At 72.8% G+C, this 25,498-nt stretch carries 26 protein-coding genes, 1 tRNA gene and 1 other RNA gene; 12 read left to right on the top strand and 16 right to left on the bottom strand.

Annotated features, from left to right (window positions below; all coding sequences use genetic code 11):
- Positions 1-138 precede the first annotated feature (138 nt).
- The 5 genes from AB2U05_RS17660 to ffs form a co-directional block, all read right to left on the bottom strand.
- Positions 139-831 carry a DUF5063 domain-containing protein gene (locus tag AB2U05_RS17660; protein ID WP_078860111.1) on the bottom strand — a complete coding sequence of 231 codons (693 nt, stop codon included), beginning with the start codon at positions 829-831 and terminating at the stop codon, positions 139-141.
- Entirely contained in the window at positions 824-1,423 is a 600-nt protein-coding gene (gene recR, locus AB2U05_RS17655; RefSeq protein ID WP_045698199.1) for a recombination mediator RecR, read from the bottom strand. The genes AB2U05_RS17660 and recR overlap by 8 nt, the downstream gene beginning before the upstream one ends.
- A 210-nt stretch (positions 1,424-1,633) precedes the next feature.
- Positions 1,634-1,972 carry a YbaB/EbfC family nucleoid-associated protein gene (locus AB2U05_RS17650; RefSeq protein WP_078860109.1) on the bottom strand — a complete coding sequence of 113 codons (339 nt, stop codon included), beginning with the start codon at positions 1,970-1,972 and terminating at the stop codon, positions 1,634-1,636.
- 134 nt (positions 1,973-2,106) lie between these two features.
- Positions 2,107-4,296, bottom strand: coding sequence for a DNA polymerase III subunit gamma and tau (locus AB2U05_RS17645; protein WP_369183691.1), 2,190 nt, complete (start codon positions 4,294-4,296; stop codon positions 2,107-2,109).
- 68 nt (positions 4,297-4,364) lie between these two features.
- Positions 4,365-4,461: signal recognition particle sRNA small type (gene ffs, locus AB2U05_RS17640), an RNA gene on the bottom strand.
- Positions 4,462-4,569: 108 nt separating this feature from the next.
- Here ffs and AB2U05_RS17635 point away from each other — a divergent pair.
- Positions 4,570-4,654, top strand: a tRNA-Ser gene (locus AB2U05_RS17635).
- Positions 4,655-4,771: 117 nt separating this feature from the next.
- Positions 4,772-7,228 carry a helicase C-terminal domain-containing protein gene (locus AB2U05_RS17630; RefSeq protein ID WP_369183690.1) on the top strand — a complete coding sequence of 819 codons (2,457 nt, stop codon included), beginning with the start codon at positions 4,772-4,774 and terminating at the stop codon, positions 7,226-7,228.
- Between the two features lie 49 nt (positions 7,229-7,277).
- Here the strand turns inward: AB2U05_RS17630 and AB2U05_RS17625 are convergent, their stop codons facing one another.
- From AB2U05_RS17625 to AB2U05_RS17615, 3 genes are read right to left on the bottom strand one after another with little or no spacing between them, the layout of a single operon-like run.
- Positions 7,278-7,973, bottom strand: coding sequence for a hypothetical protein (locus AB2U05_RS17625; protein WP_369183689.1), 696 nt, complete (start codon positions 7,971-7,973; stop codon positions 7,278-7,280).
- A gap of 43 nt (positions 7,974-8,016) precedes the next feature.
- Positions 8,017-9,345, bottom strand: coding sequence for a hypothetical protein (locus AB2U05_RS17620; RefSeq protein WP_369183688.1), 1,329 nt, complete (start codon positions 9,343-9,345; stop codon positions 8,017-8,019).
- The gene (locus tag AB2U05_RS17615; RefSeq protein ID WP_369183687.1) at positions 9,345-10,589 is read right to left on the bottom strand and encodes a hypothetical protein; all 1,245 of its coding nucleotides are present in this window, start codon (positions 10,587-10,589) and stop codon (positions 9,345-9,347) included. Before AB2U05_RS17615 ends, AB2U05_RS17620 begins: the two co-directional genes overlap by 1 nt.
- Before the next feature lie 333 nt (positions 10,590-10,922).
- Between AB2U05_RS17615 and AB2U05_RS17610 the strand changes: the two genes are divergently transcribed.
- On the top strand, positions 10,923-12,215 hold the full coding sequence (locus AB2U05_RS17610; RefSeq protein ID WP_045709620.1) for a DNA sulfur modification protein DndB: 1,293 nt from the start codon (positions 10,923-10,925) through the stop codon (positions 12,213-12,215).
- Positions 12,216-12,590: 375 nt separating this feature from the next.
- Here the strand turns inward: AB2U05_RS17610 and AB2U05_RS17605 are convergent, their stop codons facing one another.
- On the bottom strand, positions 12,591-13,859 hold the full coding sequence (locus AB2U05_RS17605) for a hypothetical protein (RefSeq protein ID WP_369183686.1): 1,269 nt from the start codon (positions 13,857-13,859) through the stop codon (positions 12,591-12,593).
- A gap of 101 nt (positions 13,860-13,960) precedes the next feature.
- On the opposite strand from AB2U05_RS17605, the gene AB2U05_RS17600 reads away from it, so the two are divergent.
- The gene (locus AB2U05_RS17600) at positions 13,961-14,179 is read left to right on the top strand and encodes a hypothetical protein (protein ID WP_369183685.1); all 219 of its coding nucleotides are present in this window, start codon (positions 13,961-13,963) and stop codon (positions 14,177-14,179) included.
- Between the two features lie 87 nt (positions 14,180-14,266).
- On the opposite strand, the gene AB2U05_RS17595 is transcribed toward AB2U05_RS17600, so the two are convergent.
- Positions 14,267-14,650: a MerR family transcriptional regulator gene (locus AB2U05_RS17595; protein WP_045698488.1), complete on the bottom strand. Its 384-nt coding sequence runs from the start codon at positions 14,648-14,650 to the stop codon at positions 14,267-14,269.
- Positions 14,651-14,761: 111 nt separating this feature from the next.
- Between AB2U05_RS17595 and AB2U05_RS17590 the strand changes: the two genes are divergently transcribed.
- Positions 14,762-15,415: a class II aldolase/adducin family protein gene (locus tag AB2U05_RS17590; protein ID WP_045709622.1), complete on the top strand. Its 654-nt coding sequence runs from the start codon at positions 14,762-14,764 to the stop codon at positions 15,413-15,415.
- Positions 15,412-15,897 (top strand): carboxymuconolactone decarboxylase family protein, encoded by a 486-nt coding sequence (locus AB2U05_RS17585; RefSeq protein WP_369183684.1) that lies wholly within the window; start codon positions 15,412-15,414, stop codon positions 15,895-15,897. Before AB2U05_RS17590 ends, AB2U05_RS17585 begins: the two co-directional genes overlap by 4 nt.
- Before the next feature lies 1 nt (position 15,898).
- Here the strand turns inward: AB2U05_RS17585 and AB2U05_RS17580 are convergent, their stop codons facing one another.
- The gene (locus AB2U05_RS17580; RefSeq protein WP_369183683.1) at positions 15,899-16,963 is read right to left on the bottom strand and encodes a GNAT family N-acetyltransferase; all 1,065 of its coding nucleotides are present in this window, start codon (positions 16,961-16,963) and stop codon (positions 15,899-15,901) included.
- A gap of 102 nt (positions 16,964-17,065) precedes the next feature.
- On the opposite strand from AB2U05_RS17580, the gene AB2U05_RS17575 reads away from it, so the two are divergent.
- Positions 17,066-17,515, top strand: coding sequence for a MarR family winged helix-turn-helix transcriptional regulator (locus tag AB2U05_RS17575; RefSeq protein ID WP_369183682.1), 450 nt, complete (start codon positions 17,066-17,068; stop codon positions 17,513-17,515).
- Between the two features lie 91 nt (positions 17,516-17,606).
- Here AB2U05_RS17575 and AB2U05_RS17570 read toward each other — a convergent pair whose 3' ends face one another.
- Positions 17,607-18,275, bottom strand: coding sequence for a hypothetical protein (locus AB2U05_RS17570; protein ID WP_045709624.1), 669 nt, complete (start codon positions 18,273-18,275; stop codon positions 17,607-17,609).
- 111 nt (positions 18,276-18,386) lie between these two features.
- Between AB2U05_RS17570 and AB2U05_RS17565 the strand changes: the two genes are divergently transcribed.
- Positions 18,387-19,013 (top strand): TetR/AcrR family transcriptional regulator, encoded by a 627-nt coding sequence (locus tag AB2U05_RS17565; RefSeq protein WP_369183681.1) that lies wholly within the window; start codon positions 18,387-18,389, stop codon positions 19,011-19,013.
- On the opposite strand, the gene AB2U05_RS17560 is transcribed toward AB2U05_RS17565, so the two are convergent.
- The gene (locus AB2U05_RS17560) at positions 19,006-19,302 is read right to left on the bottom strand and encodes a BBE domain-containing protein (RefSeq protein WP_369183680.1); all 297 of its coding nucleotides are present in this window, start codon (positions 19,300-19,302) and stop codon (positions 19,006-19,008) included. The two genes, AB2U05_RS17565 and AB2U05_RS17560, sit on opposite strands and share 8 nt — an antisense overlap.
- Before the next feature lie 193 nt (positions 19,303-19,495).
- Here AB2U05_RS17560 and AB2U05_RS17555 point away from each other — a divergent pair, with 193 nt between their 5' ends.
- On the top strand, positions 19,496-19,942 hold the full coding sequence (locus tag AB2U05_RS17555; protein ID WP_369183679.1) for a DUF1772 domain-containing protein: 447 nt from the start codon (positions 19,496-19,498) through the stop codon (positions 19,940-19,942).
- A gap of 99 nt (positions 19,943-20,041) precedes the next feature.
- On the opposite strand, the gene AB2U05_RS17550 is transcribed toward AB2U05_RS17555, so the two are convergent.
- Both AB2U05_RS17550 and AB2U05_RS17545 read right to left on the bottom strand, forming a co-directional pair.
- The gene (locus tag AB2U05_RS17550; RefSeq protein WP_045709627.1) at positions 20,042-20,479 is read right to left on the bottom strand and encodes a nucleoside deaminase; all 438 of its coding nucleotides are present in this window, start codon (positions 20,477-20,479) and stop codon (positions 20,042-20,044) included.
- Positions 20,476-21,300, bottom strand: a complete 825-nt coding sequence (locus AB2U05_RS17545; protein ID WP_045698503.1) for an LLM class flavin-dependent oxidoreductase — start codon at positions 21,298-21,300, stop codon at positions 20,476-20,478. The genes AB2U05_RS17550 and AB2U05_RS17545 overlap by 4 nt, the downstream gene beginning before the upstream one ends.
- A gap of 93 nt (positions 21,301-21,393) precedes the next feature.
- Between AB2U05_RS17545 and AB2U05_RS17540 the strand changes: the two genes are divergently transcribed.
- The 3 genes from AB2U05_RS17540 (at position 21,394) to AB2U05_RS17530 (ending at position 24,179) form a co-directional block, all read left to right on the top strand.
- Positions 21,394-21,840 carry an Lrp/AsnC family transcriptional regulator gene (locus AB2U05_RS17540; RefSeq protein WP_045709628.1) on the top strand — a complete coding sequence of 149 codons (447 nt, stop codon included), beginning with the start codon at positions 21,394-21,396 and terminating at the stop codon, positions 21,838-21,840.
- A 222-nt stretch (positions 21,841-22,062) separates the two neighbouring features.
- Positions 22,063-23,571, top strand: coding sequence for an MFS transporter (locus tag AB2U05_RS17535; protein ID WP_369183678.1), 1,509 nt, complete (start codon positions 22,063-22,065; stop codon positions 23,569-23,571).
- Positions 23,568-24,179 (top strand): TetR/AcrR family transcriptional regulator, encoded by a 612-nt coding sequence (locus AB2U05_RS17530; RefSeq protein ID WP_052706447.1) that lies wholly within the window; start codon positions 23,568-23,570, stop codon positions 24,177-24,179. Before AB2U05_RS17535 ends, AB2U05_RS17530 begins: the two co-directional genes overlap by 4 nt.
- A 17-nt stretch (positions 24,180-24,196) precedes the next feature.
- Here AB2U05_RS17530 and AB2U05_RS17525 read toward each other — a convergent pair whose 3' ends face one another.
- Positions 24,197-25,447, bottom strand: coding sequence for an MFS transporter (locus tag AB2U05_RS17525; RefSeq protein ID WP_369183677.1), 1,251 nt, complete (start codon positions 25,445-25,447; stop codon positions 24,197-24,199).
- Positions 25,448-25,498: the final 51 nt, after the last annotated feature.

Raw genomic sequence — 25,498 nt, 5'->3', positions numbered from 1 at the left:
GGGCGGGGCGCTGAGGCGTGTGTCACACGTCCGCCCGTTCGGACCCGCTCGGTGCCCGCTCGGTGCCCGCTCGGTGCCCGCTCGGTGCTCTGTGCGGACGCCCGTTGAGCGTCCGTTCAGCGCCCGTTCAGCGCCCGTTCAGCGCCCGAGGCCCAGCTCGGCCGCCATCAGGTCGCCGGCCTGCTGCTCCAGCTGCTCGTCGGTGAGCCCGTCGTCGTCGGTGTCCGCGCCGTCCGGCACCGCACCGATCGGGCTGTCCAACCGGACGTGCGCGATCAGCGACTGCAGCGCCCGCAGCACCGCCGAGCAGGTCGTGCCCCAGTTCGACAGGTACGAGAACTGCCACCACCACAGCGCCTCGCTGACCCGGCCCTCGCGGTAGTGCGTCAGGCCGTGCTGCAGCTCGCCGACCACGCCGGCCAGGTCGTCCGAGATCCGGAAGGCGTTCGGCTTCTCCGGCGGGCCGTACGGGTCGAAGACCTCGTGGTAGACGTCGATCGGCGCCAGCAGCGCGGCCAGGTGCTCGCGCAGCTGCTCGCCGTCCGGCTCCGGCCCGGCGTCGGGCTCGAAGCGGTCGTCCGGGACGACGTCCTCGATGGCGCCCAGCCGACCGCCCGCCAGCAGCAGCTGCGAGACCTCCAGGAGCAGCAGCGAGACCGCGCTGCCCGGTTCGTCGCCCTTGGCGACCTCGGTGACGGCGAGCACGAAGCTCTCCACCGAGTCGGCGATCTGGACGGCGAAGTCGTCCGGCTCCGAGCCGTGGCCGTGGGTGTGCGGGGCCGCTTCGGTGTGCGGGGCGTGGGGCTGCTGGTGGGGGGTCCGGTCAGACATCGAGCAGTCGTCTCCCTTCGAAGGCGCGGCCGAGGGTGACCTCGTCCGCGTACTCCAGATCCCCGCCGACGGGCAGACCGCTCGCCAGACGGGTCACCTTCAGGCCCATCGGCTTGCAGAGCCGGGCCAGGTAGGTGGCGGTCGCCTCCCCCTCCAGGTTGGGGTCGGTGGCCAGGATCAGCTCGGTGACCGTGCCGTCCGCGAGGCGCGCGAGCAGTTCGCGGATGCGCAGGTCGTCCGGGCCGACGCCCTCGATGGGGCTGATCGCGCCGCCCAGCACGTGGTAGCGGCCGCGGAACTCGCGGGTGCGCTCGATGGCGACGACGTCCTTGGGCTCCTCGACCACGCAGATGACACCGAGGTCGCGGCGCGGGTCCAGGCAGACCCGGCACTGCTCGGCCTCCGCGACGTTGCCGCAGACCGCGCAGAAGCGGACCTTGTCCTTGACCTCCAGCAGCGCGTGCGCGAGGCGGCGCACGTCGGTCGGGTCGGCCTGCAGCACGTGGAAGGCGATCCGCTGGGCGCTCTTGGGCCCGACGCCGGGCAGCCTGCCCAGTTCGTCGATCAGGTCCTGAACCACGCCCTCGTACAACGTCGCGCCTTCCCTCGTGCTCGGATGGTCCGTGTGCTCCGGTGCCATCATCCAACGAATCGGGCGCCGGACACACCGCCCGACGCCCGACTCCCACATAAATCACATGGGTCCGTCGTCTGAACATCAGACCATTGGGCCCGCTCTCCCGGCCTCGGCCGGGAACCGACCGGGCCAGCAGGGCAGACCGGGTCAGAAGGCCAGACTGGGTCAGAAGGGCAGACCGGGGATGCCGCCGCCCATGCCCTGGGTCAGCGGGCCCATCCGCTCCGCCTGCATCTTCTGCGCGGCCTGGTTGGCGTCCCGAACGGCCGCCAGGACCAGGTCGGCCAGGGTCTCGGTGTCCTCCGGGTCGACGGCCGCCGGAGCGATGGTCAGCGCCACCAGCTCACCGGCACCGGTGACCGTGGCCTCGACCAGGCCGCCGCCCGCCGAACCCTGCACCTTCGCCTCGGCCAGCTCCTGCTGCGCCTGGGCGAGGGCCTGCTGCATCTTCTGCGCCTGCTTCATCAACTGCTGCATGTTGGGCTGACCACCACCGGGGAACACGGCTCACTCCTTGCTGTCACGCGGTCGATCTGTCGTCACCGCCGAGCCTACGGGCTCGTACGCGCCCACGGACCCGCCCGGTCGGTGCTCCGGCTTCCGCTCGGCTCCCCCGGGGGCTCGGCTCCCCCAGTGGCTCAGTTGCCCCGGTGGTGGATCTCCTCCAGGACGGTGGCACCCAGCTCGCGGATGATCAGCTCCTGGCCGGAGAACGCCTCCTCGGTGAGGTCCGGGTCGTCCTCCTCCGGGATGTCGTCCTCCGGGGCCACCGCCGGCGGCGCCGCGACGGGCGGCGGCGGGGGCGTGTGCGGCACCGGGGCGGGCGCCTGGGCCTGCGGCCGGGGCGCCGGCTGGACCGGGGCCGCCGGGGCCGCGGGAGCCTGCGGCTGGACGGGCGCCGGCGCGGGCACCGGCGCCGGGGCGGCCATCGGCGGCGCGGCGGCCGCCGGACGGGCCGGAGCCCCCCAGCCGCCACCACCGGCCGGGGCGGCGCTCGGGGCCGCGCCCGCGCCGCCGGACGGGTCGACGATGCACTCGATCCGCCAGTCCACGCCCAGCGCGTCCGTCAGCGCCTGGCGCAGCACGTCGTCACTGTTGCTGCCGACGAAGCTGTCCCGGGCGCCCGCGTTGATGAACGACACCTGCAGCACGCTGCCGTCGAAGCCCGCCACCTGGCCGTTCTGGCTGAGCAGGATCCAGGTGAAGCGGCGGCGGTTCTTCACCGCCTCCAGGATCTGCGGCCACAGCTGGCGGACCTGCGCGGCGCCCTGCTGCGCGGCGGCCGAGGGCTGGCCGCCGGGGGCGGCGGGGACCGGCGCCGGGGCGGGTGCCGGCGCGGGGGGCGGGGTCTGGGCGGCGGCGGGCTGCTGCGGCTGGGGCGCCGGGGGCGCGGCGGGGGCCGCGGCCGGGGCGCCGCCGGCGGGCGGGAAGCTGCGCGGGATCGGCCAGGCGCCCGGCGCCGGTCCGGCGGGGGCGGCGGGCGGTGCGGCCTCCGGCGCGGGCATGGGTGCGGGGGCGGGCATGGGTGCGGGCGCCGCGGCCGGCATGTCCACCGGCGCGGGCATCGGCGCGGGGGCGGGGGCGGGGGCGAAGGCAGGGGCAGGGGCAGGGGCGGCCATCGGCACGGCCGCGGCCGGCATCCCCGCCACGGGCGCGGCGAAGCCACCCGCCGTCGCCCGCCGCTCCAGCTTGTCCAGGCGGGCCTGCAGCGACAGCTCGTCGCTGTACGCGCCCGGCAGCATCACCCGGGCGCAGATCAGCTCCAGCTGCAGCCGGGGCGCCGCGTTGCCGCGCATCTCCGTCAGCCCGGTGTTGACGATGTCGGCGGCCCGGCTCAGCTCGGCCGCGCCGAAGCCGTCCGCCTGGGCCTGCATCACGGCGATCCGGTCCGCCGGGGCGTCGATCAGCCCCTTCTCCCCCGCCTCCGGAACGGTGGCGAGGATCACCAGGTCGCGCAGCCGCTCCAGCAGGTCGGTGACGAAGCGGCGCGGGTCGTGCCCGCCCTCGACCACCCGGTCGATCACCTGGAACACCGTCGCCCCGTCCTGCGCGGCGAAGGCGTCCACCACCTCGTCCAACAGCGCGGAGTCGGTGTACCCGAGCAGCGCCGTCGCCATCTGGTACGTGACGCCCTCGTCCCCGGCGCCGGCCAGCAGCTGGTCCATGACCGACATCGAGTCACGCACCGAGCCCGCGCCGGCCCGCACCACCAGCGGGAACACCGGGTCCTCGACCTGGATGCCCTCCCGCCCGCAGACCTCCGCCAGGTAGTCGCGCAGGGTGCCGGGCGGGACCAGCCGGAACGGGTAGTGGTGCGTCCGGGACCGAATCGTCCCGATCACCTTCTCCGGCTCGGTGGTCGCGAAGATGAACTTGAGGTGCTCCGGCGGCTCCTCCACCACCTTGAGCAGCGCGTTGAACCCGGCCGAGGTCACCATGTGCGCCTCGTCCAGGATGAAGATCTTGTACCGGCTGTGCACCGGCGCGAAGAACGCCCGCTCGCGCAGCTCACGTGCGTCGTCCACACCACCGTGCGAGGCCGCGTCGATCTCGATCACGTCGATCGAGCCGGGCCCGCCCGTCGCCAGGTCCCGACAGGACTGGCACTCCCCGCAGGGCGTGGGCGTCGGCCCCTGCTCGCAGTTCAGGCAGCGGGCCAGGATGCGCGCGCTCGTCGTCTTGCCACAGCCGCGCGGCCCGCTGAACAGGTACGCGTGGTTGACCCTGTTGTTGCGCAGGGCCTGCTGGAGCGGAGCGGTCACGTGCTCCTGCCCGATGACCTCCGCGAAGGTCTCGGGGCGGTAGCGGCGGTACAGGGCTAGGGACACACCCCCGACGATATCGGGACGGACCGACAAACGCGTCGCCCCTCGTCCCGCCCACCCGCCCCCGGAAACGCAAAGACCCCTCGTGCACCCGCCAGAGCCCTCCTACCCTTGCTGCCTTCCGGCCCTGGGGGGGTTCAGAGAGATGACGCCACACGAGGGGCTGCCCCCCACACTACCGGATTCCCGCCCCGACGATCCACAGGCCACCCCCACCCTCCCGCCTGCGGGATAGCTGGTCGCGAGCACCCCGAAACATGTACTAAGCTCTCCCACGGAGGATTCGCCTAGAGGCCTAGGGCGCACGCTTGGAAAGCGTGTTGGGGGCAACCCCTCACGAGTTCGAATCTCGTATCCTCCGCCTTCACGAAGGCCCGGACCGTCTCGTACGGTCCGGGCCTTCGTCGTACCCGCCCCCGTTGGTACGTCATCCTTGTGCTCCCGGCCTGTGCTCCCGGCCGACTGCGGCAGGGCACGGATGTCCTCCTACGTGGTGAGGTGCCTCATCAGCAAGAAGAGCGGATCGGTGCTGGCCACCTGGCTGCGCGGTCTGGACGCGGCCGAGTTGGAGCGGGTCCTGGCGGCGCGCCCGGACGCCGTGTCGGCTCCGGAGCCGCGGTCGGTCGGTGAACTGGCGGACCGGCTCCAGCGGCCGGCCTCCGTGGCACTGGCCCTGCCCCGGCTCGCGCTGCCGTGTCTGCAGGTGGCGGAGGCCGCCGCCGCGCTGACGGTCGTGTCACGGGACGGCCTGGCGGGCATCCTGGGCGCGACGCACGGTGACCGCGCCCACGCGTTGGATGCCGTCCTGGCGGCGATGGCCGATCGCGCCTTGGTGTGGCCGACCGAAAACGGGCTGCTGCACATGGCGGCGCCCCTACGGAGTGCATGGAATTCACCCCTGGGACTCGATGCACCGCTCATGCACCTGCTCGCGGGCTCGAACTCCGACGAGGTGGCGCGCATGGTGGCAAAACTCGGCGTCAAACCGGCCGCCAACAGGAAGGAGACGCGGCTGGCGGCGCTGGTCGAGCATCACAGCGATCCGGCTCGGGTCGCGGCGCTTGTCGCCACGGCGCCTGCAGCGACCAGGAAACTCCTCGAACGACGGGCGCACGAGACTCCGGAGCGACCGGGGTTCGTCATGTTCGGGACTCCGCAAGCCGGCCCCAGGCCCGCCGAGCAGTGGGCGCTGGAGCGGGGGTTGCTGATCCGGGACCGCCGCTGGTCCGGGCCGGCCCGGATGCCCGCGGAGGTGGCACTCGCACTGCGCGGCTCCGACTGGCACGCCGCGTTCACTCCCGTCCCGCCCGACGTGCGGTCGGTGCCCGTCACCGCCCCGGACGTCGAACGGGAAGCCACAGCCGCCTCGATGGCGTTCGCCGCCCATGCCGTGTCCGTCCTGGGGGCGTGCGCCGCCGCTCCCCCGGCTCGGTTGAAGGCCGGCGGGGTCGGCGCCCGCGAACTGTCCCGGATCGGCAAGGCGGCGCAGTGCGACGAGATCGTGGTGCGCCTGGCGCTGGAGGCGGCGAGCGCGGCCGGGCTGCTGGCCCGGGACGGCAACCGGGTCGCGGCGACCGCCGCGTACGACACCTGGGCCGAGCAGGAGCCGGCCGACCAACTCACCGTGCTGCTCCAGGCATGGTGGGCGCTCCCGCTGACCCCCGGCGGGAGCCGCGACGAGGATGGCAAGGCTCTGCCAGCGCTCGCCGGGGCGCCGCCCTGCGGAGGCTGCGTACAGGCCCGGCACGGGCTGCTCGCGGCCGCGGCGCAGCTCCCGGTCGGCGAAGGGGCGGTGAACTCGGCGGAGCTGGGGGCGCTGCTCGTGTGGCTCCGCCCGCTCGCCGACGAACTCCCCCAGGACGCCACACCGTTCGCCACCTTGATCCGGGAGGCGGAACTGCTCGGCGCACTCGCGCTCGGGGCCGTGTCCCCGATCGGGGCCGCCCTGCTCGCCGACGACGCCGAGGACCTGACCGACGCCTGCCGGCGACTGCTGCCCGCAGCCAGCGGGACGGCCCGCTTCGGCAGCGACCTCACGGCCGTGGTGACCGGTACGCCGTCGGCACCCCTCCTCGCGCTACTGGACTCCGTCGCGGACCGGGAGACCGCCGGTGCGGCGTCCGTCTGGCGGTTCAGCCCGAGAAGCGTCCGCCGGGCCCTCGACACCGGCCTCACCCCCGACGCCCTCACGGCCGACCTGGCCGCCGTCGCCGTCGAGTCGCTTCCCCAACCACTCTCGTACCTGATCCAGGACACCGCTCGCGGCCACGGCCGGGTGCGCATCGCCTCCGCCGCCTGCGTGATCCACGGTGAAGAGCCCGCCCTCCTGGCCGAACTCGCCGCGCACCGCAAGCTCTCCCGGCTCGGCCTGCGGCAGCTGGCACCAACAGTGCTGATCAGCCGAACTCCACCGGACAAGACGCTCGCGGCACTGCGCGACGCGGGCTACGCCCCGGTCGCCGAGAAACCAGACGGGTCCGTCCGGATCGAGCGAGCCCAACAGCCCCGCGCGGCAAGCCCCGTCCCACCCCCGCGCCTCCCCGGCAGCCGGCGCCGCCCACAGCAGACGGGCGACCGCACCGCAGACGTCGGAGCCGCCGTCGACCTCCCGGCCCTCGCCACCCGCCTGCTGGGCGCCCCGCAGGACGTTCCGGAGCCCGACCCGTACGACGGCCGCCCCTACGCCAGCGACACCGAGGAGATCATCGCCGGGCACGCGCGCAACCTCGCCTTCACCGATGTCCGCCAGCTGGCCCACGCCGTCGACAACGGTCAGGCCATCACGATCGAGTACGTGGCCACCTCGGGCAACGCGACCGTCCGCACGCTCAGCCGGCTCGAACTGGACGCCCCGTATCTCCACGCCTGGTGCCACCTGCGGAACGACGAGCGGGTGTTCACCATCTCCCGCATCCACGGGGTGATGCCCTCGTAGCCGACGACCCAAGGCAGGAGCGCTCGGCACTCCGGTCTCGATTGCGGTCTCATTGGAATGCCAGCTGCTCACCCCAGTCCAGGCCGTACGGGCGGGAGCCAGCCAGGGCCCGGAGGCGTTCATCCCGGTCGGCCAAGGCCGCCGCTATCCGGGTGGCCAGCCGGTTCCGCAGGCGTACCCAGTCCGCGTCCCTGCGCCGCGGGACGGCCGGGACCTCGGCGAGCAGCAGTTGTTCGGCGGTCGGCCCACGCGGGGTCCACCACTGACCGTCCGACCGGCTCTCGATGCGGGAGGACTGCCGCAGCGCGTTGCGGAGCGACGCCACGTTGTACCGGTAGCTGAATCCTTTAAGGCAATAGTCGAGCGCAGTGGCGGTCAGCGGTCGATCGGACGCGGCCAGTACCAGCCGGCCGGCGTCTCCGAGGGTCCGCGGGCCGGGCATCGGTCCGTGCCGGTAGAGGCCGTACACTCCGGCTCCGGCCCAGCAGAACCGCCGGTCACCGGCCACAGCCACCTTCGCGGACGCCTCCGCGATTCGGCGGCCGTGGTCGAGCTGGGCCAGACGCACCAAGTCCCTCACATGCACGGGTGCGGCAACGGAGCAGGCCACCGCATACAGGATGTCCGCCTGGCTCCGTCCGATCGGTCCACGGCAGCCACAGCGGCCGAGTTCCCAGACTCCCAGCGCTGATCCGCAGTCGACGCAGGGATCCTCGTCATCCATTCCGGGGCCGGCCGCGTTCAACGCACTTCTCCTGGGCGGTCGCGCCGGCGCCTCGGGGCCCGCATCATCCACGGCTCCAGTCGAGCGCCACCGGGCCAGCAGGGAATCCCGCCCCAGGGTCATCGGATACGGCGGAGCTGAGGGTGTCGAGGAAGCGGCGCACGTCGGCCACGTCGATGCCATCGAGGTTCTCGGCCGCCGCCGCTTCGAGGACAACGTGCGCTTTGCGGAGCACGTCACGCGGTTTGCGGTTCGACCTTCCGAACAGCTCCGAGACCGCCGCTTTGGTCAACGGATAGAGGTCGCCAGGCGTCCTCGCCGAGCCGGGCTTCACAGCCGCGTCGAGGTACCTGGTCAGCAGCTTGCCCGCCTCCGCGACGTTCCGCAGGCCGGGCAGGGTCACCGTGCTGCGCTGGTTCGCCGCCGTGGTGTCGAAGCTCGGGAGGTCGGCCAGCTCCCAGGCGGTCCCGATGGTCAGCGCGGCCCTGGGGTGCATGGTGACGACCACGCTGAGCATGTCCGCCATCGGCAGGGTCTCCACAATCACGTCGCGGAAGCGCTCGGTCTCCAGATCGCGCTTCGCCCTGGCCATCGTGGTGCTTGCCAGGTCCTCCAGTTGGTCGCAACAGAGCAGGACGTGCTTCATCCCCGCAGCTGCCGCGAACAGAAGGAAGGTAGCAAGGTAGACCGCACCGTTGCGCGTGCGCGAGGCGGGCTTGATCCGGTCGAGGTACTCGGCAGCGATGTTCGGGTCCTCGTCGCAGAGAGCCACGATCAGCTTGTCGTCGGGCGGCCCCAGTGTTCGGCCCCGCAGGGACCGGTGAACGTCGGCCACCACCTTGAGCAGCGCCCGGGGATCGTCACTCTCGGCCCGCGCTATCAGCTCCAGCCGTAGCCGCTGGGCGAGGGTCGGCTCGTCGCCGATCCGGAAGTCGGTGGCGTACTCGACTGCGGTGAACAACGCCGCGCCGAGCGAACGGATCTGCGCAGTGTCGAAGCTGGTCAGCAGGCCGCAGATCGGGATCTCGGCGGCGTCCTCCTCGTCCAGCCCGGTCGAGAGATACGCGGTCCTGCCGAAGTCCTTGTTGAGCAGCCCGGTCAGGTGCTGCATCAGCACAGACTTGCCGAAGCCTCGCGCGTCCGAGTCTCCCGGGGCGGTGCCTGTCGACCACAGGTAGCCGAACTTGAGCCCGGAGTACGCCGCACCGAGGACGAACTTGTTGATCGATTCCTGGAGTTGTTCGGCGTTGACGTCCGGTTCGTACAACAGGCCGTTCTCCCTGAGGTCGGAGCCGCCCAGGCGGGCGATTCCGGTGATCGGGAACGGATTGTTGCGCAGGCTCCAACGCTTCTTCATCCATACCGGACCGGGCAACGTTGCAGGTGTGGTCATCAGTTGTGGGCCTCCTCGTTCTGATGCGTCGGGTCGACGCGGATGATGTTGAAGACACGAGGCATGCCACCCTGAGCAGACATCACCAGTGGCCTGGTGGAGGGCGGCGTCGCGCCGTGGGTGGCCTGATCCAGGTGAACCCGGAAACCGAGGCCGGGATAGTCCCCCCGGAGAGCGCCGAGGATGGCCGCGTCGAACTCGTCGTCGCTGATCCGCTGGTGCCAGCAGACCGCTGCTCGGAGTCTCCAGACCGGGAGGTACATGTCGCTCGCAGCGTCGCCGCGCTGGCGGAGCCAGATCTGCGGCAGCGCCTCCAACGCGGCCTGACGGGCCTCCCGGCCGACCGATCGACGGATGGTCACATCCCCGCCACGACCCGATACCTCGGACGTCGCCCAGAAGCGAAGGGCGGGCGGCCCAGGCGCGTAGTAGCTGAAGTTGGTCAGCCCGAGGAACCTGGTCCAACGGCGCAGCAGTTCATGGCTGATGTAGTCGAGGTTGCAGCCGGCGGCGCTGAACGCCACCCGCACCATGGCCTCCTCGCAGGTCGTGATGAAGAGCTTGCGGCTCATGACCCGCTCCCGGGCGCTCAAGCGTTGTTCGGCCCGACCGACGTACCCGCGCACCCCGTGGTCGATCACCTCACGTGCGGCGCTCCAGCCGAGACTTCCCTGAGTGGCCGCATCCACCGCGTAGTCGACGAAGTCGCCGAGGAAGTCCTGGTGGGAGTGGTGCGTACGGTTGTCGAACTTGAGCAACGGGATCGTGAAGTGGGTCGAGAGGCGGTCCGGCCGTGCTCCTACCAGGCGCAGGAAGCCCTCGAACTGCGGATGTGCGTCCAGCAGCACACCGATCAGGACGTTGTAGGCCGCCAGCCGGTCACTCCTGACAAGGGCGGTCCACTCGACGCCGTTCTCGGTCAGCCTGAACGTCACGTCGGAGTGGGCGTAGGCCGAGTTGGGCGTCGAGGGAAGGATGTGGCGCTCGACCCACCCGAGCCGCATCAGCTCCTTGAGTACGTCGACCGTGTTGTGCACGTGACGCTTTCCGTCCGCCCGCCTCCGGTCCCACTTGCGTTCGTCGAACGATCCGTCAGTGTCGCTCTCGCGAGCGACCTTTGCCGCCTGACCCACCAGTGCGCAGCGGATCTCGTCGAAGGTGCGCCCCTCGGCAACCGCCTGCGCTGCCACCTCGATGTAGGCCAGATCCTGGAGCCGGGGGATGCCGGAGCCGCCTGTGCTCACCTGCCGACCCCGATCCGGCGGCGCGTGCCGCAACCACCCTGCAGCCGATCGGGATACCCAAGCGTGCACACGTAAGCCTCCCTGAGCGAGATCCCCGAGTTGGTGCGACCAACTGACCACAGCAACCAGGGTGTTGGCAACGGCTAAGAAGATGCTGCGGCTCTCATGGGGCATGAGAGCCGCAGCATTCATATAAAAGGCCGAGATTTGTGGTTCTTGCCGCCCGAACACAAATGGCCGACCTAGAGTTCGGGACAGCGCACAGGCCCTCCGGACACCCAGGCCCAATCTGGTGCGCACACCCAGCATCCGAGCCGATCCGAGAGGCACCCGATGACCGACCCACGCGAGCCCGAGTACGTCGACCAGGTGGACCTCACCCGCGGGCGGCCCGTTCGGCTCCAACAGGTGTCCGACCAGCGCTACTTGGCGATCATGCCGTGGGGTCAGCTGCACAGCATCGTGCCCGACCCGCGCCAGGCCGAGATGCCCCGGATGAGGCAGTACCTCTCCGCCGCGCAGCGGGAGCAGGCCGAGCTCCGCAACGAGATCCAGCGAACGATCCAGGGGACGAAGAAGAAGGCCAACGCCAAGGACTACGCCCGGTACATCGCCGAGGGCCTGCGCGGCTCCCGCGGCGAGCGCTGGGCCACGCCCCCGTTCGCGCTCTGGCTACCGGGCGACATGGACATCGTCCGCTTCAGGACCCCGTTCGGTGACGATCTGCTGGCCTACATGCCGTTCGATGCCACCGGAGTCCTGGTAGATGCCGAGACCCAACACCTTGCGCACATCCTGCTCCAAGAGGACCCGGCGGCTTACGGACTGACCAAAGGTCAGGTGTCCCAGCGGCTGGTCAGTGTGGAGATCTACCACCAGATCAGCCTGCGTGGTGCCCGCCAGATCTTCCACGACCGCAACCTGCTCGGGGTCATCCCCAACAAGAACGTGGCTCTCGCCTCGGACTCCAGCAACCTCGCCACGGACATCACCTTCGCGCTGCTGGAGAACGTCGTCCTTCCGGCTTCGACCGGAGACAAGGAGACCTCGCTCAGCCTGGTGGTCTCGGCTCGCCCTCGCCAGCTGAAGGCCACGGACACCGAGTGGATGACGCTGTCCTCGTTCCGCGCGTTCGTGGTGACGGCGATCTTCGGCCGGTCGGGCTTCGACAAGACCAGCGGTCCTATCTCCGACCTGCCCGAAGGTTGCACCCCCGAGCTCGCCAAGCAGTACATCGGAGCAGCCGCCGAGCTGATCTTCAGCTCCTTCGCCAAGCACTTCGAGCGCCGGACGGAGACGGTCATCGCCGCCCCCGCCATGCTCGCCGCACTCGGTGCCGTCACCCACCGGTCGATGCCGTGGAGCCCTGAGCCGCGGCGCAGCCCCGAGGCTCTGATCGAGCTGCTGTCGGAGGTCGAGTGGGCACGCAACCCCAAGATCTGGGACGGCACCGTGGGCAAGGCGACGACTGACGCACGAACCGGCCTGCCGACCCTCTCCCTGGCGGGCGGCGTCAAGGACAGCGGTTCGAGGACGGCTGCTGCGCTCGAGGATCCGGCTTCGCCTCGGTACGGACAGATTCGCGGCTACGTCCAGTCGACGGTCGTCGCCCAGGCCACGACCTGACAGGACTTGTTCCCCCGGCCCTCGGGCCGATCGCGTTCGGGACCGGGGCGCTGGTGACGCCCGCCCGCCAAGCCTCCCTTGGGGCCTGCCCTGGATCCTCGCCGACGACGGACCACCTGGGGCTCACCGCAAAGAGGCAGGGCGACGGCACGGCCCTGGCAACCGCGCAGGGCCACACTCACTGACCTCACCGTATGGACGGCCGCCGGCCATAGGGCGCAGGCCCGGTCTCGCTGAGGGTTTCGTTCGAGTTCGAATCTCGCATCCTCCGCCTCTGCCCGGTAGGGCAGTTGAAGGCCCCGACCGGGTTTCCGGTCGGGGCCTTCTTCGTGTCTCGTGGTCTCAGTCGAGGGTTCTGGGCCTCGGGCGACGTCTTCAGCCGAGATCCTGCTCGGGCCTTGAGCGGCCCGGGCCGGACAAGCTGTCCAGCAGGTCCGCAACGGTGGGGTGATGGGAGTGGGGGGCGAGTCGCCCTTGGAACCACTCGGCGAGGCAGGCCGGTAGGCGGCCGGTGAGAACGGCCGCTCGCCGTACGGTGGCGGCTGCCGCTTCGGCCTCCCCGAGGGCGAGTTGCGCCTCCACGACGCCCTGGAGCCGTTCGCCGAGGTGCGGGGAGAGCGTGTGCGGCGTGGCCGGGCCGACGCCCGGCACGGTCTCGTAGGAGGACATCGCCCGGTCGGGACGGCCGAGGCGCAGCCAGATGTTCCCCCGGGAGACGGCGAGGTACGCCTCGTCGACGGCGGCGCAGGAGGGGTCCGCGGCGGCGTGCCACGGCGGGGCGCCCCGCAGGGCTGTGGCGGCCCGGTCGAGTGCGCGCAGGCTCCCGCGGGCCTGGCCGAGGTCGGCGAGGGCGCGCGATTCGTGGGTGGCGAAGGCGGCCGCCAACCGTGGGGTCGGCCTGGGCAGGACGCTCCGGGCGGCAGCTATCAGCGACAGCGCATCGTCGGGGTCGCCGGAGCGAAGGTGTCTGACCGCCAGCAGGGAGAGGTATGCGGCAGCATGCCGTGGTGCCCCGGCCGCGCCGGCGGCGCGGATCGCGGCCAGGGTGTACCGCTCGGCCTGGCTCTCGTTGCCCTGGGCGCCGCAGAGCCAGGCGCGCAGCGCGGCGGCGCGGGCGGCGAGCAGGAGCAGTCGGGCGCCGAGTGCGCGGTCCTGGCCGTGCGTGGCGAGCAGGCCGCCGACCAGCTCGTACTCGGCGCGGGCGGCCGTCTGGAGGGCGGCCGGGAGCACTGGTGTTCCCGCTTCCAGGGCCTCCAGCGCGCCGAGCCGGGTCCCGATCCAGCCGAGCGTCTGCGGAACGGGCGGGACCGCGGCCTGGCCGGACGTCCGGTGGCCGTCCGCCAGGGCGGCGGGGGCGTCCTGGATCTGCGCGGAGAGGACGGGACCGGTGACGACGAGGCCTGAGGCGGCCGACCCGGTCGAGGGCGAGATGCCGTTGAGAACGGCGACCGCGCCCTCCGCGGTCCACGGCTGGGTCAGCAGGTCCGCGTCCCCGGTGGCCAGACGCAGCCAGCACGGCCAGCCGAGGTGCCGTACCGCGCCCTCGGGCACCTGGTGGATGTGCGCCATGGCCAGCTGCGCGGTCGGCTCCGGGACGATCCGGCCGGACTCCCAGCGCGACACCTTCTCCCGCCGCGCCGCCATCTGCCCGAAGCCGAGCTCGGCGTGCGTTCGCGCGACCAGCTGCGCCCGTCCGGTCCACCGCCGCGGGCGGCATCGTGACCGGACAGAGGGGAGGTGACCCGGTGGACGACCCGGGACAGGGGCGGCGGGGCGGTTCCGCTCAGCTCATCGCCGTGGCGCTCGCGTCCGTCGTGTCCGCCGCGGCCTCCCGCGGCCTCTCCGACCGGCCGGGGCTCGTGGTGAGCACGGCCATCGGAGCGACCGTGGGCGCGGCCGCGCGCTGGTTGCTGTACCGCGTGCGGCTGCGCGACGACCTCGACAGGCACGGGCAGAACCAGTGAACTCTGCCGGAATGAACCGAGGGGAAGGGGAAAGCGTGCGGGGACGAACCCTCGCGAATTCGAATCTCGCATTCTCCGCCTTCGGCGTCAGGCGGGCTGGTTCCAGGTTGCCATCTGGTCGCGGAAGGTGGGGCAGCTGACGATGTCGGTCTTGCCGCACTGGAGGGCGTGGGTCAGGAGTTGGTGGGCGTGGTCGAGGTCGATCATGCGCTGTTCGATCTCTGCGATCTTGGCGCGGATCATCGCCTGGCGGCGCGGCTGGTCCTGCTGGAACTCCCGGACCTCGGCCAGGGTCAGTCCGGCCTGCTGGAACTTGCGCAGCAGCACGATCCGCTCCGCGGCCTGGGGCGGGTAGCGGCGCTGGCCGCTCTGGCGTTCGGGAGCGGGGAGGAGGCCGTGGCGCTCCCAGAACCGGATGGCCGACGCGGGGACGCCGGTGGTCTCGGCGAGCTGGCCGATCGTCATGCGCATGGTCCGCCCCTCCTGTCGCTTGACTTGAACCTTAGTTCAAGTCGCAGAGTTGCCGACACGTGCGGCGGCGGCGAAACGGCCGTCGTCGAAAGGGACTTGGGAGACGTAGAGATGACAGAAGCACCTGAGGCCCGGCAGCTCGTCGAGGCTGCCCGGCAGCTCTTCGTGGCGGGGGTGATGTCGCACTCCGGGCACGCCAACCTGAGCGTCCGGCTGGATGCCGACCGCTTCCTGCTCACCCCGGGGTTCGTCCGCGACCTGGAGCCCGACCAGTTGGCGACCGTCAGTGTCGACGGGCAGGTCCTGGCGGGAGAACTGCGCTCCGTCAGCGCCGAGATCATCACCATGCACAGCGTGGTCTACCGCGCCCGCCCGCACGTGGGCGCGATCATCCACACCCACTCGCCGGCCGCGACGGCCTTCGCGGTGGCGCACCGGCCGCTGCCGTGCCGCACCGAGCCGATGCTCCGCTTCGGGCAGCCCGAGGAGGTGCCGGTAGTGCCGTGGGGGCCGCGCGGTTCGGACGTGTCGGTCCGGGGCATCGCCGACGTCCTGGAGCGGCGCCCGACGACGGCCGCGGTCCTGCTGGCCAACCACGGGCTGCTGGTGTTCGGCCCGGACGCGGCGGCGGCCGGTCACCTCGTGGTGGCGATCGAGGAGAGCGCCGAGGCCGAGATCGCCGCCGCGGCGATCGGTGGGGCCGTGGACTTCCCCGCGGGCGCGCTGGACGCCGTCCGGGCCTCGATCGCTCGGGTGTCGGCATGACCGACCGCGGCTTCGCCGAGCGTTCCGAGGCCCTGCGGGACCGCTACCGGACGACGGTCGGGAGCGTCCCGGCCGCCGTGGAGGACCGCCTGCGGGTGGCGCAGGCCTACGGCCGGCTCCCCACGGAGGAGGCGTTCACGGCCCTGCGCCACATCGTGCTGGCCGACAACCCGCTCGGCGGGCGGGTGCAACAGCTGGTCCACTTCGGGCAGTTGCTGGCTCTCGGCCGGACGGAACCGGCCCGGATCCACGCCCGGGGAGCGCTCCACGCGGGCGCCGGCATCGCCGATCTCATCGGAGTCGCCGAGACCGCGCTCATCACGTCGGGCACGCCGGCCTACGCGCTCGGCATCGAGATCGTCGTCGAACTCCTGCGGGACGGCGACGACGACGGCGACGACTGCGACGGCGGTGACGACGACGACGGCGACGACTGCGACGGCGGTGACGACGGCAACGGCAACGGCGGGAAAGCCGGCTGAGTCAGGACAGGGGCTTGGTGAGGCACGCGGTTCCGTCCCTACCGAGGTGCGGGGCCGCCCGGTAGCCCTCGCTCTCGTAGAGGGCGATGTTCCGGGTGCTGCGGGCGCCGGTGGACAGGACGGCCCGGGAGCAGGCCGGGTCGGCGGCGGCTTCGGCGGCGCGGAGCAGCCAGCGGCCGAGGCCCCGGCCGCGCTGGTCGGGGGCGACGCAGAGGCGGCCCAGGTGCCAGTCGGGGCCGGTGCGGCGGGCTCGGGCCATGCCCAGGAGGCGGCCGTCGCGCCAGAGGCCGGTGGTGTGCCAGGTCGCGAGCCAGTCGCGGATCTGCTGCGGCGACTCGTGCAGGGCGGGGACGGCCAGGGTGTCGTTCGCGAGGGCCTCGTCCACCCAGCAGCAGCGCTGCAGAACGGTGACCTCGGCCGCGTCGTCGGGGGTGAGCGGCCGTACGTACGAGCCGGCCAGCGGACCGGGCAGGGTTCCGGGGCGTTCGCGTTCGCGCAGGGGGCGCAGGGCGTGGGCCACCCGGACCAGTTCGTCCAGCATCCCGTGGGCGGCTCCGGCGAGGGCCGTGGCGGGGCGGACCTGCCCGGCCTCCACCGCGTCGCCGAGGCGGATCGCGACCGTGGCGGCCAACGGGACCAGGCGCAGCGTGGTCACGACCTGCTTGGCGTGCTGGACGGCCCGGGTGCCGGCCGAGGTGTTGCCGTAGCTGACGAAGCCGATCGGCTTCCAGGCCCACTCCCGGTGGAGGTAGTCCAGCGCGTTCTTCAGCGTCGCGGGCATCCCGTGGTTGTACTCAGGGGTCACCACGAGGAACCCGTCCGCGGCGTCCGCGATCGCGCTCCACCGCCGGGTGTGCTCGTTCCGGTACGCGCCCGCCGCCGGGTGTTCCTCCTCGTCGAGGAACGGCAGGTCGAGGTCCCCGAGGGCGAGGGGGACGAGCTCGACGCCGAGTTCGGCGGCCCGGGGCGCGAGCGTTCCGACCAGCCACTCGCCCACCGCGGGCCCGAGGGCGCCGGGGCGGTTGCTGCAGACGAGGACGAGGACGCGCAGGGTTTTCGTTGACATGGAAATGAAATTAGCCGGTAGATTGATTCCATGTCAACGAAACCGTCGCCGGACCGGACCCCACCGGTCGGGCCCCCTCCGGACCGGACCCCACCGGACCGGATGACCCCCCGCTGGCTGAGCCCCGACGAGGAGCGCGCGTGGCGCGCCTTCCGCCGCCTGGTGGTCGCCGTCCAGGCCGGCACGGCGCGGGACCTGGCCGCGATCGGACTCTCCGAGCCCGACTACGAGGTGCTGAGCACGCTGTCGGAGCGCCCCGGGCACACCAGCACCCTCCACGAACAGGCCGCGAAGATGGACTGGTCGCGCAGCCGCCTGTCCCGGCACGCCACCCGGATGGAGGAGCGCGGACTGCTGCGGCGCGAGCCGGACCCGGCGGACGGCCGGGGCTGCCTCCTCGTCCTCACCGAGCACGGCTTCGACACGCTCGCCACCGCGGCCCCCGCGCACGTCGCCTCCGTGCGCCACCACTTCGTCGACCGGCTCACCGCCGAGGACCTCGCCGCCCTCGAAGGGATCGCCCGCAAGGTGGCGGAGCCCGGCGGCCGGTGACCCGCCCCCGCCGGAGCACGCGCGAGGGCCCGACCGGCGTACCGGTCGGGCCCTCGTGTCGCACTCCGCCCGGTCGGGCGGGCCAAGCAGGTCAGACGGCCCGGGCGGCACCCGAGCGGGGGAGGCGGGCGCGGATCGCCCAGGCCGCCGCCGCGAGGGCGAAGCCGTAGACGGACACCAGGCCGTGGCCGTTCTCCTGGGCGAGCCACATCGCGAGGCCGAGCGCCGGGACGCCGGCGGCCAGGGCGAGTTCCTTGGGGAGTCGGGTGCGGGTCAGGAAGGCGAGGGCGAGGGTGGCGCCGAGGAAGTAGGTGGCTCCGGAGCTGCCCGCGAAGTTGCGGGGGTCGGTGCTGGGGCCGTCACCGAGGCCGAGCAGGCTGTCGAGGCGCCCGGGCAGCAGGATGCCGGCGAGGAAGAAGCCGAGGGTGAGCGGGCCGCCCCAGTACCACTGGGCGAGGGCGGCGACGGCGGCGAGGGTGAGGAGGTTCCACAGGCCGCCGAAGAGGCCGCCGTTCTGCATGAACACCGAGGTGAACTCGCGCCACCAGCCGGACTTGGCCGGGTCCGCGTCGAGCGCGTCCATGGCGCCGGACCAGACGAGCTGGAGCAGCACGCCGCCGACCGCGAGCCCGGTCAGGGCGACGGCCGCCCACGGGAGCGGCCGCCCGCGCAGGGTGTCGCGGCCGACCACGCCGAGACCGCAGTTGACCATCATGACCATCAGCGCGGCCGTGGTCACGTTGAAGACGATCGCCCCCATGACTGGCTCCTCCCCCGGGCTACGGCGTTTTCCAACACCGTTCGAAAACCTGATGGCGCAAAGCTAGCACAGTTTTCGAACGGTGTTGGAAAACGCGGTACGGTGAGATCCATGAAGCTCACCAAGGACCGCATCGTCGACGCGGGCATGGCCGTCTTCGCCGAGTCCGGCTACCAGAACCTGTCCATGCGCCAGGTCGCCGACCGCCTCGACGCCCACGCGGGCAGCCTCTACTACCACGTGCGCGGCAAGGACGAACTGCTCGCCCTGATGGCCGACCGGGTCTGCCTCCGGGCGTACGACGCCGGCACCGCGGCCCTGGCCTCCCTGCCGCCGGCCGCCACCTGGCAGGACCGCGTCCACGCCCAGGCCGCCGCCCTGCGCCTGAGCATCAAGGAGCACCCCGGCGGCGCCCAGCTCCTCGCCGAGAGCCCCGGCACGCTCAGCACCGGCGCCCTGTCCCTGATGGAGCGCCTGCTGCGCACCCTGCTCGACGCCGGGCTGCCCGCCGACCACTGCGGCATCGCCGCCGACACCCTGCTCAGCCACGTCACCGGCTTCGTCCTCCAGGAGGAGAACCAGCCCGCCGCGCCGCCGCCCGTCACCGCCGAGCTGTACGCCGAGCTGTGCGAGCGGTTCCCGCTGCTCATGGGCGGGTCGGTCCCCCGCCTCGACCAGGACGAGAAGTTCACGCGCAGCGTCGACCTGCTCTGCGCCGGCTTCGCGGCGCTCACCTGACCGGTCGGGGGCTCGGCGGGACGTTCTGGTTGACGCGGAAGAAGTTGTCCGGGTCGTAGCGGCCCTTGAGGGCGGTCAGCCGCTCGTACGTGGCCGGGCCGTAGGCCTCCAGGACGCGCTCGCGGCCCTCCCGGCCGAGGAAGTCGACGTACACGCCGCCCGCCGAGAAGGGGTGCAGCTCGGCCCAGAAGCGTCTGGCCCAGGCGATGTGCGGTTCCGAACGGCCTTGCTCCCAGCGGCTGTTGATGTTGATCAGGTACCGCGCCGCGCGGTGGGTGTAGGCGGCCACGGCCCGGCGCGGCCGGGTGCGGCCGGGTGCGGCCGGGTGCGGCCGGGTGCGGCGCCACCGGGCACGGCCCGGCGCTCGGGTAGGGCCGACACGGATCCTAGCGGCGCTAGACATCCGAGCATCGACACATCTAGCATTGCGTCAGAAGCTAGCGGCGCTAGGGGTCGCCGCGGCCGATCCTCCGGGAGGGGACATGCAGAACGCACTGGCCGTGGTCACGGTCGTGGTCGTCGGCCTGCTGGTGGGCGTGGAGTTCGCGGTGGCGGTCTTCGTCAACCCGATCGTCGACGGGCTGCCGCACAACGGCGGTCTCGCGGCACGCAGCGCGGGGGCCCGGCTGCTCGGTCGGGTGATGCCGTTCTGGTACATCGGCTCGATGGCACTCGGCGCGGCCTGGTCCGCGACGGCCTGGGGCGACGGCGGTGCCGGCCCGGTCGCCACCGCCGCCGGACTGCTCGCCCTCAGCGTGCTGATGTCCGTCGCCCTGCTGGTCCCGATCAACTCCCGGGCCGCGCGGTGGACTCCGGAGAACGCCCCGGCGAACTGGCGCGAGCAGCTCGGCCGTTGGGACCGCCTCCACTACGGGCGGGTCGCCGTCATCGTCACGGCCTTCGTCCTGCTGGTCGTCGCCCTCGCCTGACGGGGACGGCAGCAGATCCGGCAGCAGATCCGGCAGCGGGCCCGGCCCGGAGCCCGGCAGCAGGCTCGACAGCGGCCCGACCGCCATCCCGGCCGGCGGTCAACTCCCCTGGTAGTACTCCTCGATGGGCGTGCGCGCCTCGGCGAACAGGGCCGGGCCGTCCTGGTCGAGGACCGGCCAGGCGCCCGATTCCGGGTTGAGCTCGACGAGCTGCTCGGTGGAGAGGGCGTAGACGACCCGGCCGATGCCGGACCGGACGAGGGCGCCGCCGCACATGCCGCAGGGCTGGCAGCTGGTGTAGAGCGTGCTGCGGGCGGCCACGTCCGGGGCGAGTTCGCGGGCCGCCCAGCGGGCGAGCTTCAGTTCGGGGTGGGCGGTGATGTCGTCGTCGCGCCGCACGGTGTTGTGGGCCTCGGCGAGGACCGTGCCGTCCGGGCCGGCCAGCAACGAGCCGTACGGGGCGTCGCCCAGGGTGACGGCGCGGGCCGCGATGCCGATGGCGGCGCGCAGGAGGGTCTCGTCGGCGGGGGTGATCATGCTGCGGCTCTCCACTCGGTGGTCACGGCGGTGAGTGCCCGCCAGGCCGCCTCGGGCCGGCGGGTCTCCTCGGGGTCCCCGTTGTACGGGTCGAACACCACGGTCTCGGCGCCGAGCCGGCAGAGCCAGTGGAGGTCGTCGACGATCTGCTCGACGGTGCCCACGCCGGCCGGGCGGTCGGGGTCGTCGACCGGGGCCGCGGTCGGCCGCAGGGCGATGCGGGGCGCGAACCCGGGCATCGGCTGCTCGGCCAGGATCGCGCGCATCCGGTCCACCGGGAGCTTCAGCGGGTGCCAGGCGTCGCCGTACTCGACGGTGCGCCGGATGGCCGCCGCGCTGTGGCCGCCGACCCAGACGGGCACCGCCCGGGTCCCGGACCCGGACTCCCACTCGGCGTGCCGGGCGTCCCGCAGCCGGCCCAGGTACTCGTCGGTGAGCCGGCCGCGCGCGCCGAACGGCACGCCGAGCGCGGCGAACTCCTGACGGGCCCAGCCGACACCGACCCCGAGGACGAACCCGCCGCCGTTGAGCCGGTCGAGGGTGTCGGCCATGCGCGCCACCAGCAGCGGGTCCCGGTAGGGCAGGACGAGCACGGTCGTGCCCAGCCGCAGGCCGGTGGTGATCCCGGCCAGCCAGGACAGCGTGGTGAACGGCTCGTAGAACGGCTCCGGGTACCGCTCGGCCACGTCGGGGGTCACCACCACGTGGTCGGAGACCATGAGGAGGTCGAAGCCGAGCCCCTCCACGGTCCGCGCCCATTCGCGCAGCACGCCGGGGTCCGTCCCGGGCCCGAAGTTCGGTACGTTGACGCCTAGTTGCATGGCCCGAGACTATCCCCGCGATCATGGCGGACGGAACGGAGAACTCCCGGCGATCAGCGCCTTCTGCCGCGATTCTCCCGGTAGCATCACGCCATGGCCGTGGATCTCGACGACATCGACTGGGCGATCATCGAACAGCTGCAGCAGGAGGCCCGGATCTCCCTCAGCGAACTGGGCCGGCGGGTGCGACTCAGCGCCTCGGCCACCACCGAGCGGGTGCGGAACCTGGAGTCGCTGGGCGTCATCACCGGCTACCACGCCGTGGTGGACCTGACCAGGGTCGGCTACCCCGTGCTCGCCGTCGTCCGGCTGAAGTACCCGGGCAACCGCCACCAGCCGCTGCACCGGCTGCTCGCCGAGCGCCGGGAGATCCTGGAGTGCCTGCGCACCACCGGCGACGACTGCTACACGCTGAAGGTGGCCGCGACCTCCATGGCACACCTGGAGGTGCTCATGGGCGAGCTGGCCGACTTCGGCAGCACCACGACGAGCATCGTCTACAGCCAGACCCTGCCCGCCCGCGGACCCGCCCGGCCCTGACGGCCGCCGGCGAACACAGGCCCCCGGCGAACACAGGCCCCCGGCGAACGAAGGCCCGGACCGCACAACGGTCCGGGCCTTCTCGCGTCCACCCGCAGGACCCCAGTCCCGCCCGGGCTTCCGTACGGCCGCCCGAGCATGTCATCATCTGATGACATCATTCGATGACATCGACCGATGACAACCCGGCCGATGTCGACGGCAACAAGGGGGAACGCGCCCATGGACACCCGGACCGGCCGGCCGACGCGACGCGAACGGGCCCTGGTGCCCGTGCTGGTGTTCCTCACCGCCGTGGTGGCGGTGATCAGCAGCCTCGGCGCGCCGATGATCCCGACCATCGCCGCCGTCGACCACGTGTCGCTGTCGGAGGCGCAGTGGTCCCTGACCGTCACGATGCTGGTCGGCGCCGTCGCCACCCCGGTCCTCGGGCGGCTGGGCGACGGCCCGTCCCGCCGGACGGCCACCCTCACCGCCGCCGCCGTCGTGGTGCTCGGCAGCGTGCTGGCGGCGCTGCCGCTCGGCTTCGGCTGGCTGATCACCGGACGCGCCCTGCAGGGCGTCGGGGTCGGCCTGACCTCGCTGACCATCGCCACCGCGCGGGACAGCCTGCCCGCCGAGCGGTCCCGTTCGGCCGTCGCACTGCTCTCGATCACCACCGTCGCCGGGGTCGGCCTCGGCTATCCGATCACCGGCCTGATCGCCCAGTCCTTCGGCTTCCACGCGGGCTTCTGGTTCGGCGCCGCGATCAGCGCCGTGGCCCTGGTGCTGGCCGCCCTGGTGCTGCCCTCGACCGAGGGCCGCGAGCGCCGCCCGCTGGACGCGCCGGGCGCGGTGCTGCTCGGCCTGGCACTGGTCGGGCTGCTGATGGTGCTCAGCGAGGGCGAGAGCTGGGGCTGGGCGAGCACTCGGCTGTGGACGGTGTCGGCGCTCTCGCTGCTGCTGCTCGCCGGCTGGATCCGCCACGAACTGCGCACCGCCCACCCGCTGGTGGACCTGCGCAGCCTGGCCAACCCCGTCGTGCTGACGGCGGACGTGGCCGGGCTGGTCGCCGGCGTCGGGATGTACCTGCTGATGTCGCTGGTGATCCGCTACGTCCAGACCCCGGTCAGCACGGGCTACGGCCTGGGCGCCTCGGTCGTGGTCGCCGGCCTCGCGCTGCTGCCGTTCTCGGTGTTCAGCCTGCTGACCAGCAAGGTGGTGCCGGTCCTCGCCCGACGCACCTCCCCCGCCGCGGTGCTGCCGGTGGGCTGCGCGGTCTCGCTGGGCTCGGTGCTCTTCTTCCTGTTCGCGCGCGGCAGCCTGTGGGAGCTGCTGGTGGTCATGGCGATCGCCGGGCTCGGGGTCGGCTGCACCTTCGCCGTGATGCCGGGGCTGATCGTCGGCGCGGTGCCCGCCGGCGAGGTCGGCAGCGCGGTCGGCTTCAACCAACTGCTGCGCACCGTCGGCTACTCCACCGGCAGCGCGCTGTGCGGCGCCGTCCTCCAGGCGCACACCGCGCCGGGGCGGGCGCTGCCCGCCGACAGCGGCTACCGGGACGCCGCGCTGATCGGCTGCGCGGTGTGGGTGGTGATCGGGCTGGCTACGATCGTCCTGCCGCGGCTCACCGCCGCGGCCGCCGCCCGGCGGGGCGTGCGCGTGGACGAGGAGCTGATGGTGGAAGAGAGCATCGCCGACGGCGTGGCCGGCGAGAGCGACGTGCCCGTGCTGCGGGCCGGGGCCGAGCGGTGACCGAGCCGGCCGCCGCCGAGCGGGCAGCCACGGGGGCGGCCCCCGCCGAGCCGGCCCCCCGGCGCCGGGACGCCGCCCGCAGCCGCGAACTGCTGATCCGGGCGGCGATGGAACTCTTCGCGGAGCGCGGCTTCGACCGCACCACCATCCGCGAGATCGGCGAACGGGCCGGTGTGGACCCGGCGTTGATCGCCCGGTACTTCGGCGGCAAGACCCAGCTCTACCTGGCCACCGTCCGGGAGGAGCAGGGCACCGCGACCCCGGCCGACCTACTGGAGGAGGAGCGCCTGCGCACCCTGGTCGAACGGCTGTCCCGGCGCGGCCCCGGCCCGTCCTTCCAGGCCGCGGTCATGCCCGGGGACAGCACGGAGGTGCAGCAGGCCGCCCGCGCCTACCTGCACGAACGGCTGGTCGAGCCGCTGCGCGAGCGCTTCGTCACCGAGCAGGTGGACCGGCCGCAGCTGCGGGCGGAGCTGGCGGCGGCGGCCTTCGCGGGGATCGTCCTGGCCCGCTCCAGCGGGGCGTTCGGCGAGCTCGCGAAGACCGGGCCCGAGGAACTGGTACCGCTGTTGCACGACCTGCTCGCGGCCAGCCGGCCGACCCACTGACCGGCCGACCCGCCGAACTACCGTACGAGGTAGGCCGGTTCATCCTCCCCGGCCGGTTCGCCCTCCTCGGCCGGGGCCGCGACCGGGCGGCGGGCGAGGCCGAGGGCGGCCGCCCAGGCCAGGCCCGCGGCGCCGGCGAGAAGCAGCTGGACCCGGTAGTCGAGCGCGGCCACCAGGCCGGTGCCGAGCAGCAGGGCGAGCCCGGTGGGGGCGAACATCAGGGTGTTGGCCGTGCCCGCGACCCGGCCCAGCAGTTCGCTCGGGGTCTCCCGCTGCACGGCGGTCATCGCCGCGATGAGCGCGCACGGCAGGCCGAGGCCGATCGCCAGGCTGCCGCCGAGCACGACCGGCAGCCACGGGGTCGCCCGGGCCAGCACGCCCAACGCGAAGATCGCCAACCCCGCGGCGGCGAAGGCCCGTTCGGAGGTCCGACGCATCAGCGCACCGGCCGCCAGGCCGCTGACCACCGAGCCGAGGCCCTGGACCGGGGTCAGCACGCCGGCGAACGCGGGCGAGCGGTGCAGGCCGGTGTCGAGCATCGCGAAGGTGGCCGTGCTGCTCAGACTGGAGAGCACCATCGCCGCCCCGCCGGCGAGCACCAGGGGCCGCAGCACCGGGTGCCGCCACAGGTGGCGCGCGCCCTCGGCCGTCTCGGCCCGCCAGTCCCGCCGGGCGCGGACGGCCGGGCGGTCCTCCCGGACCCGGACGAACCGGAAGACGACGGCGGCCAGGACGAAGGTGACCGCGTCCAGCACGGCCACCGCCGGCCCCCCGCACGCGGTGAACAGCCCGGCGCCGGCGAGCGGGGCGAGCAGCTTCATGCCCTCCATCGCGGTGAACACCAGGCCGTTGAAGTCGCCGCGCAGTTCCTCGGGAACGGCGGCGGCCACCAGCGCGGTCTGTGCCGCGTCGGTGAGCACCATGCCCGCTCCCACCAGGGTCAGCACGGCGAACAGCAGCCAGACGTCCGCCGCCGTGTGCACGGCGACGGGCACGGTCATCACGGCGGCCAGCGCCAGGTTGGTGCCGATCAGGAGCGGACGGCGGCGCACCCGGTCGGCCAGCGTGCCGATCACCGGGCCCGCGAAGGTGGGCAGCCAGAGGCAGAAGCCGACCAGGGCGGCGAGGCCGTCGGAGCCGGTGAGGGTCTTGACCCAGATCCCGGCGGCGAGCGCCATCGCCGAGTCGCCGAAGCCGGAGGCGACCACCCCCGCCAGGTAGAGACCCGCGTTGCGGTCCCGCAGGACCTTGACCGTGCCCCAGCTCATTCCCGTCCCCCTCGATGCGTGCGCCACCCCGGCCCGTCGGTGGGACGGGCC

Source organism: Streptomyces sp. Y1, assembly GCF_041053115.1.
In the GTDB taxonomy this organism is placed as follows: Bacteria; Actinomycetota; Actinomycetes; order Streptomycetales; family Streptomycetaceae; genus Kitasatospora; species Kitasatospora rubellomurina.
This window is presented reverse-complemented; position numbering and strand designations above follow the sequence as displayed.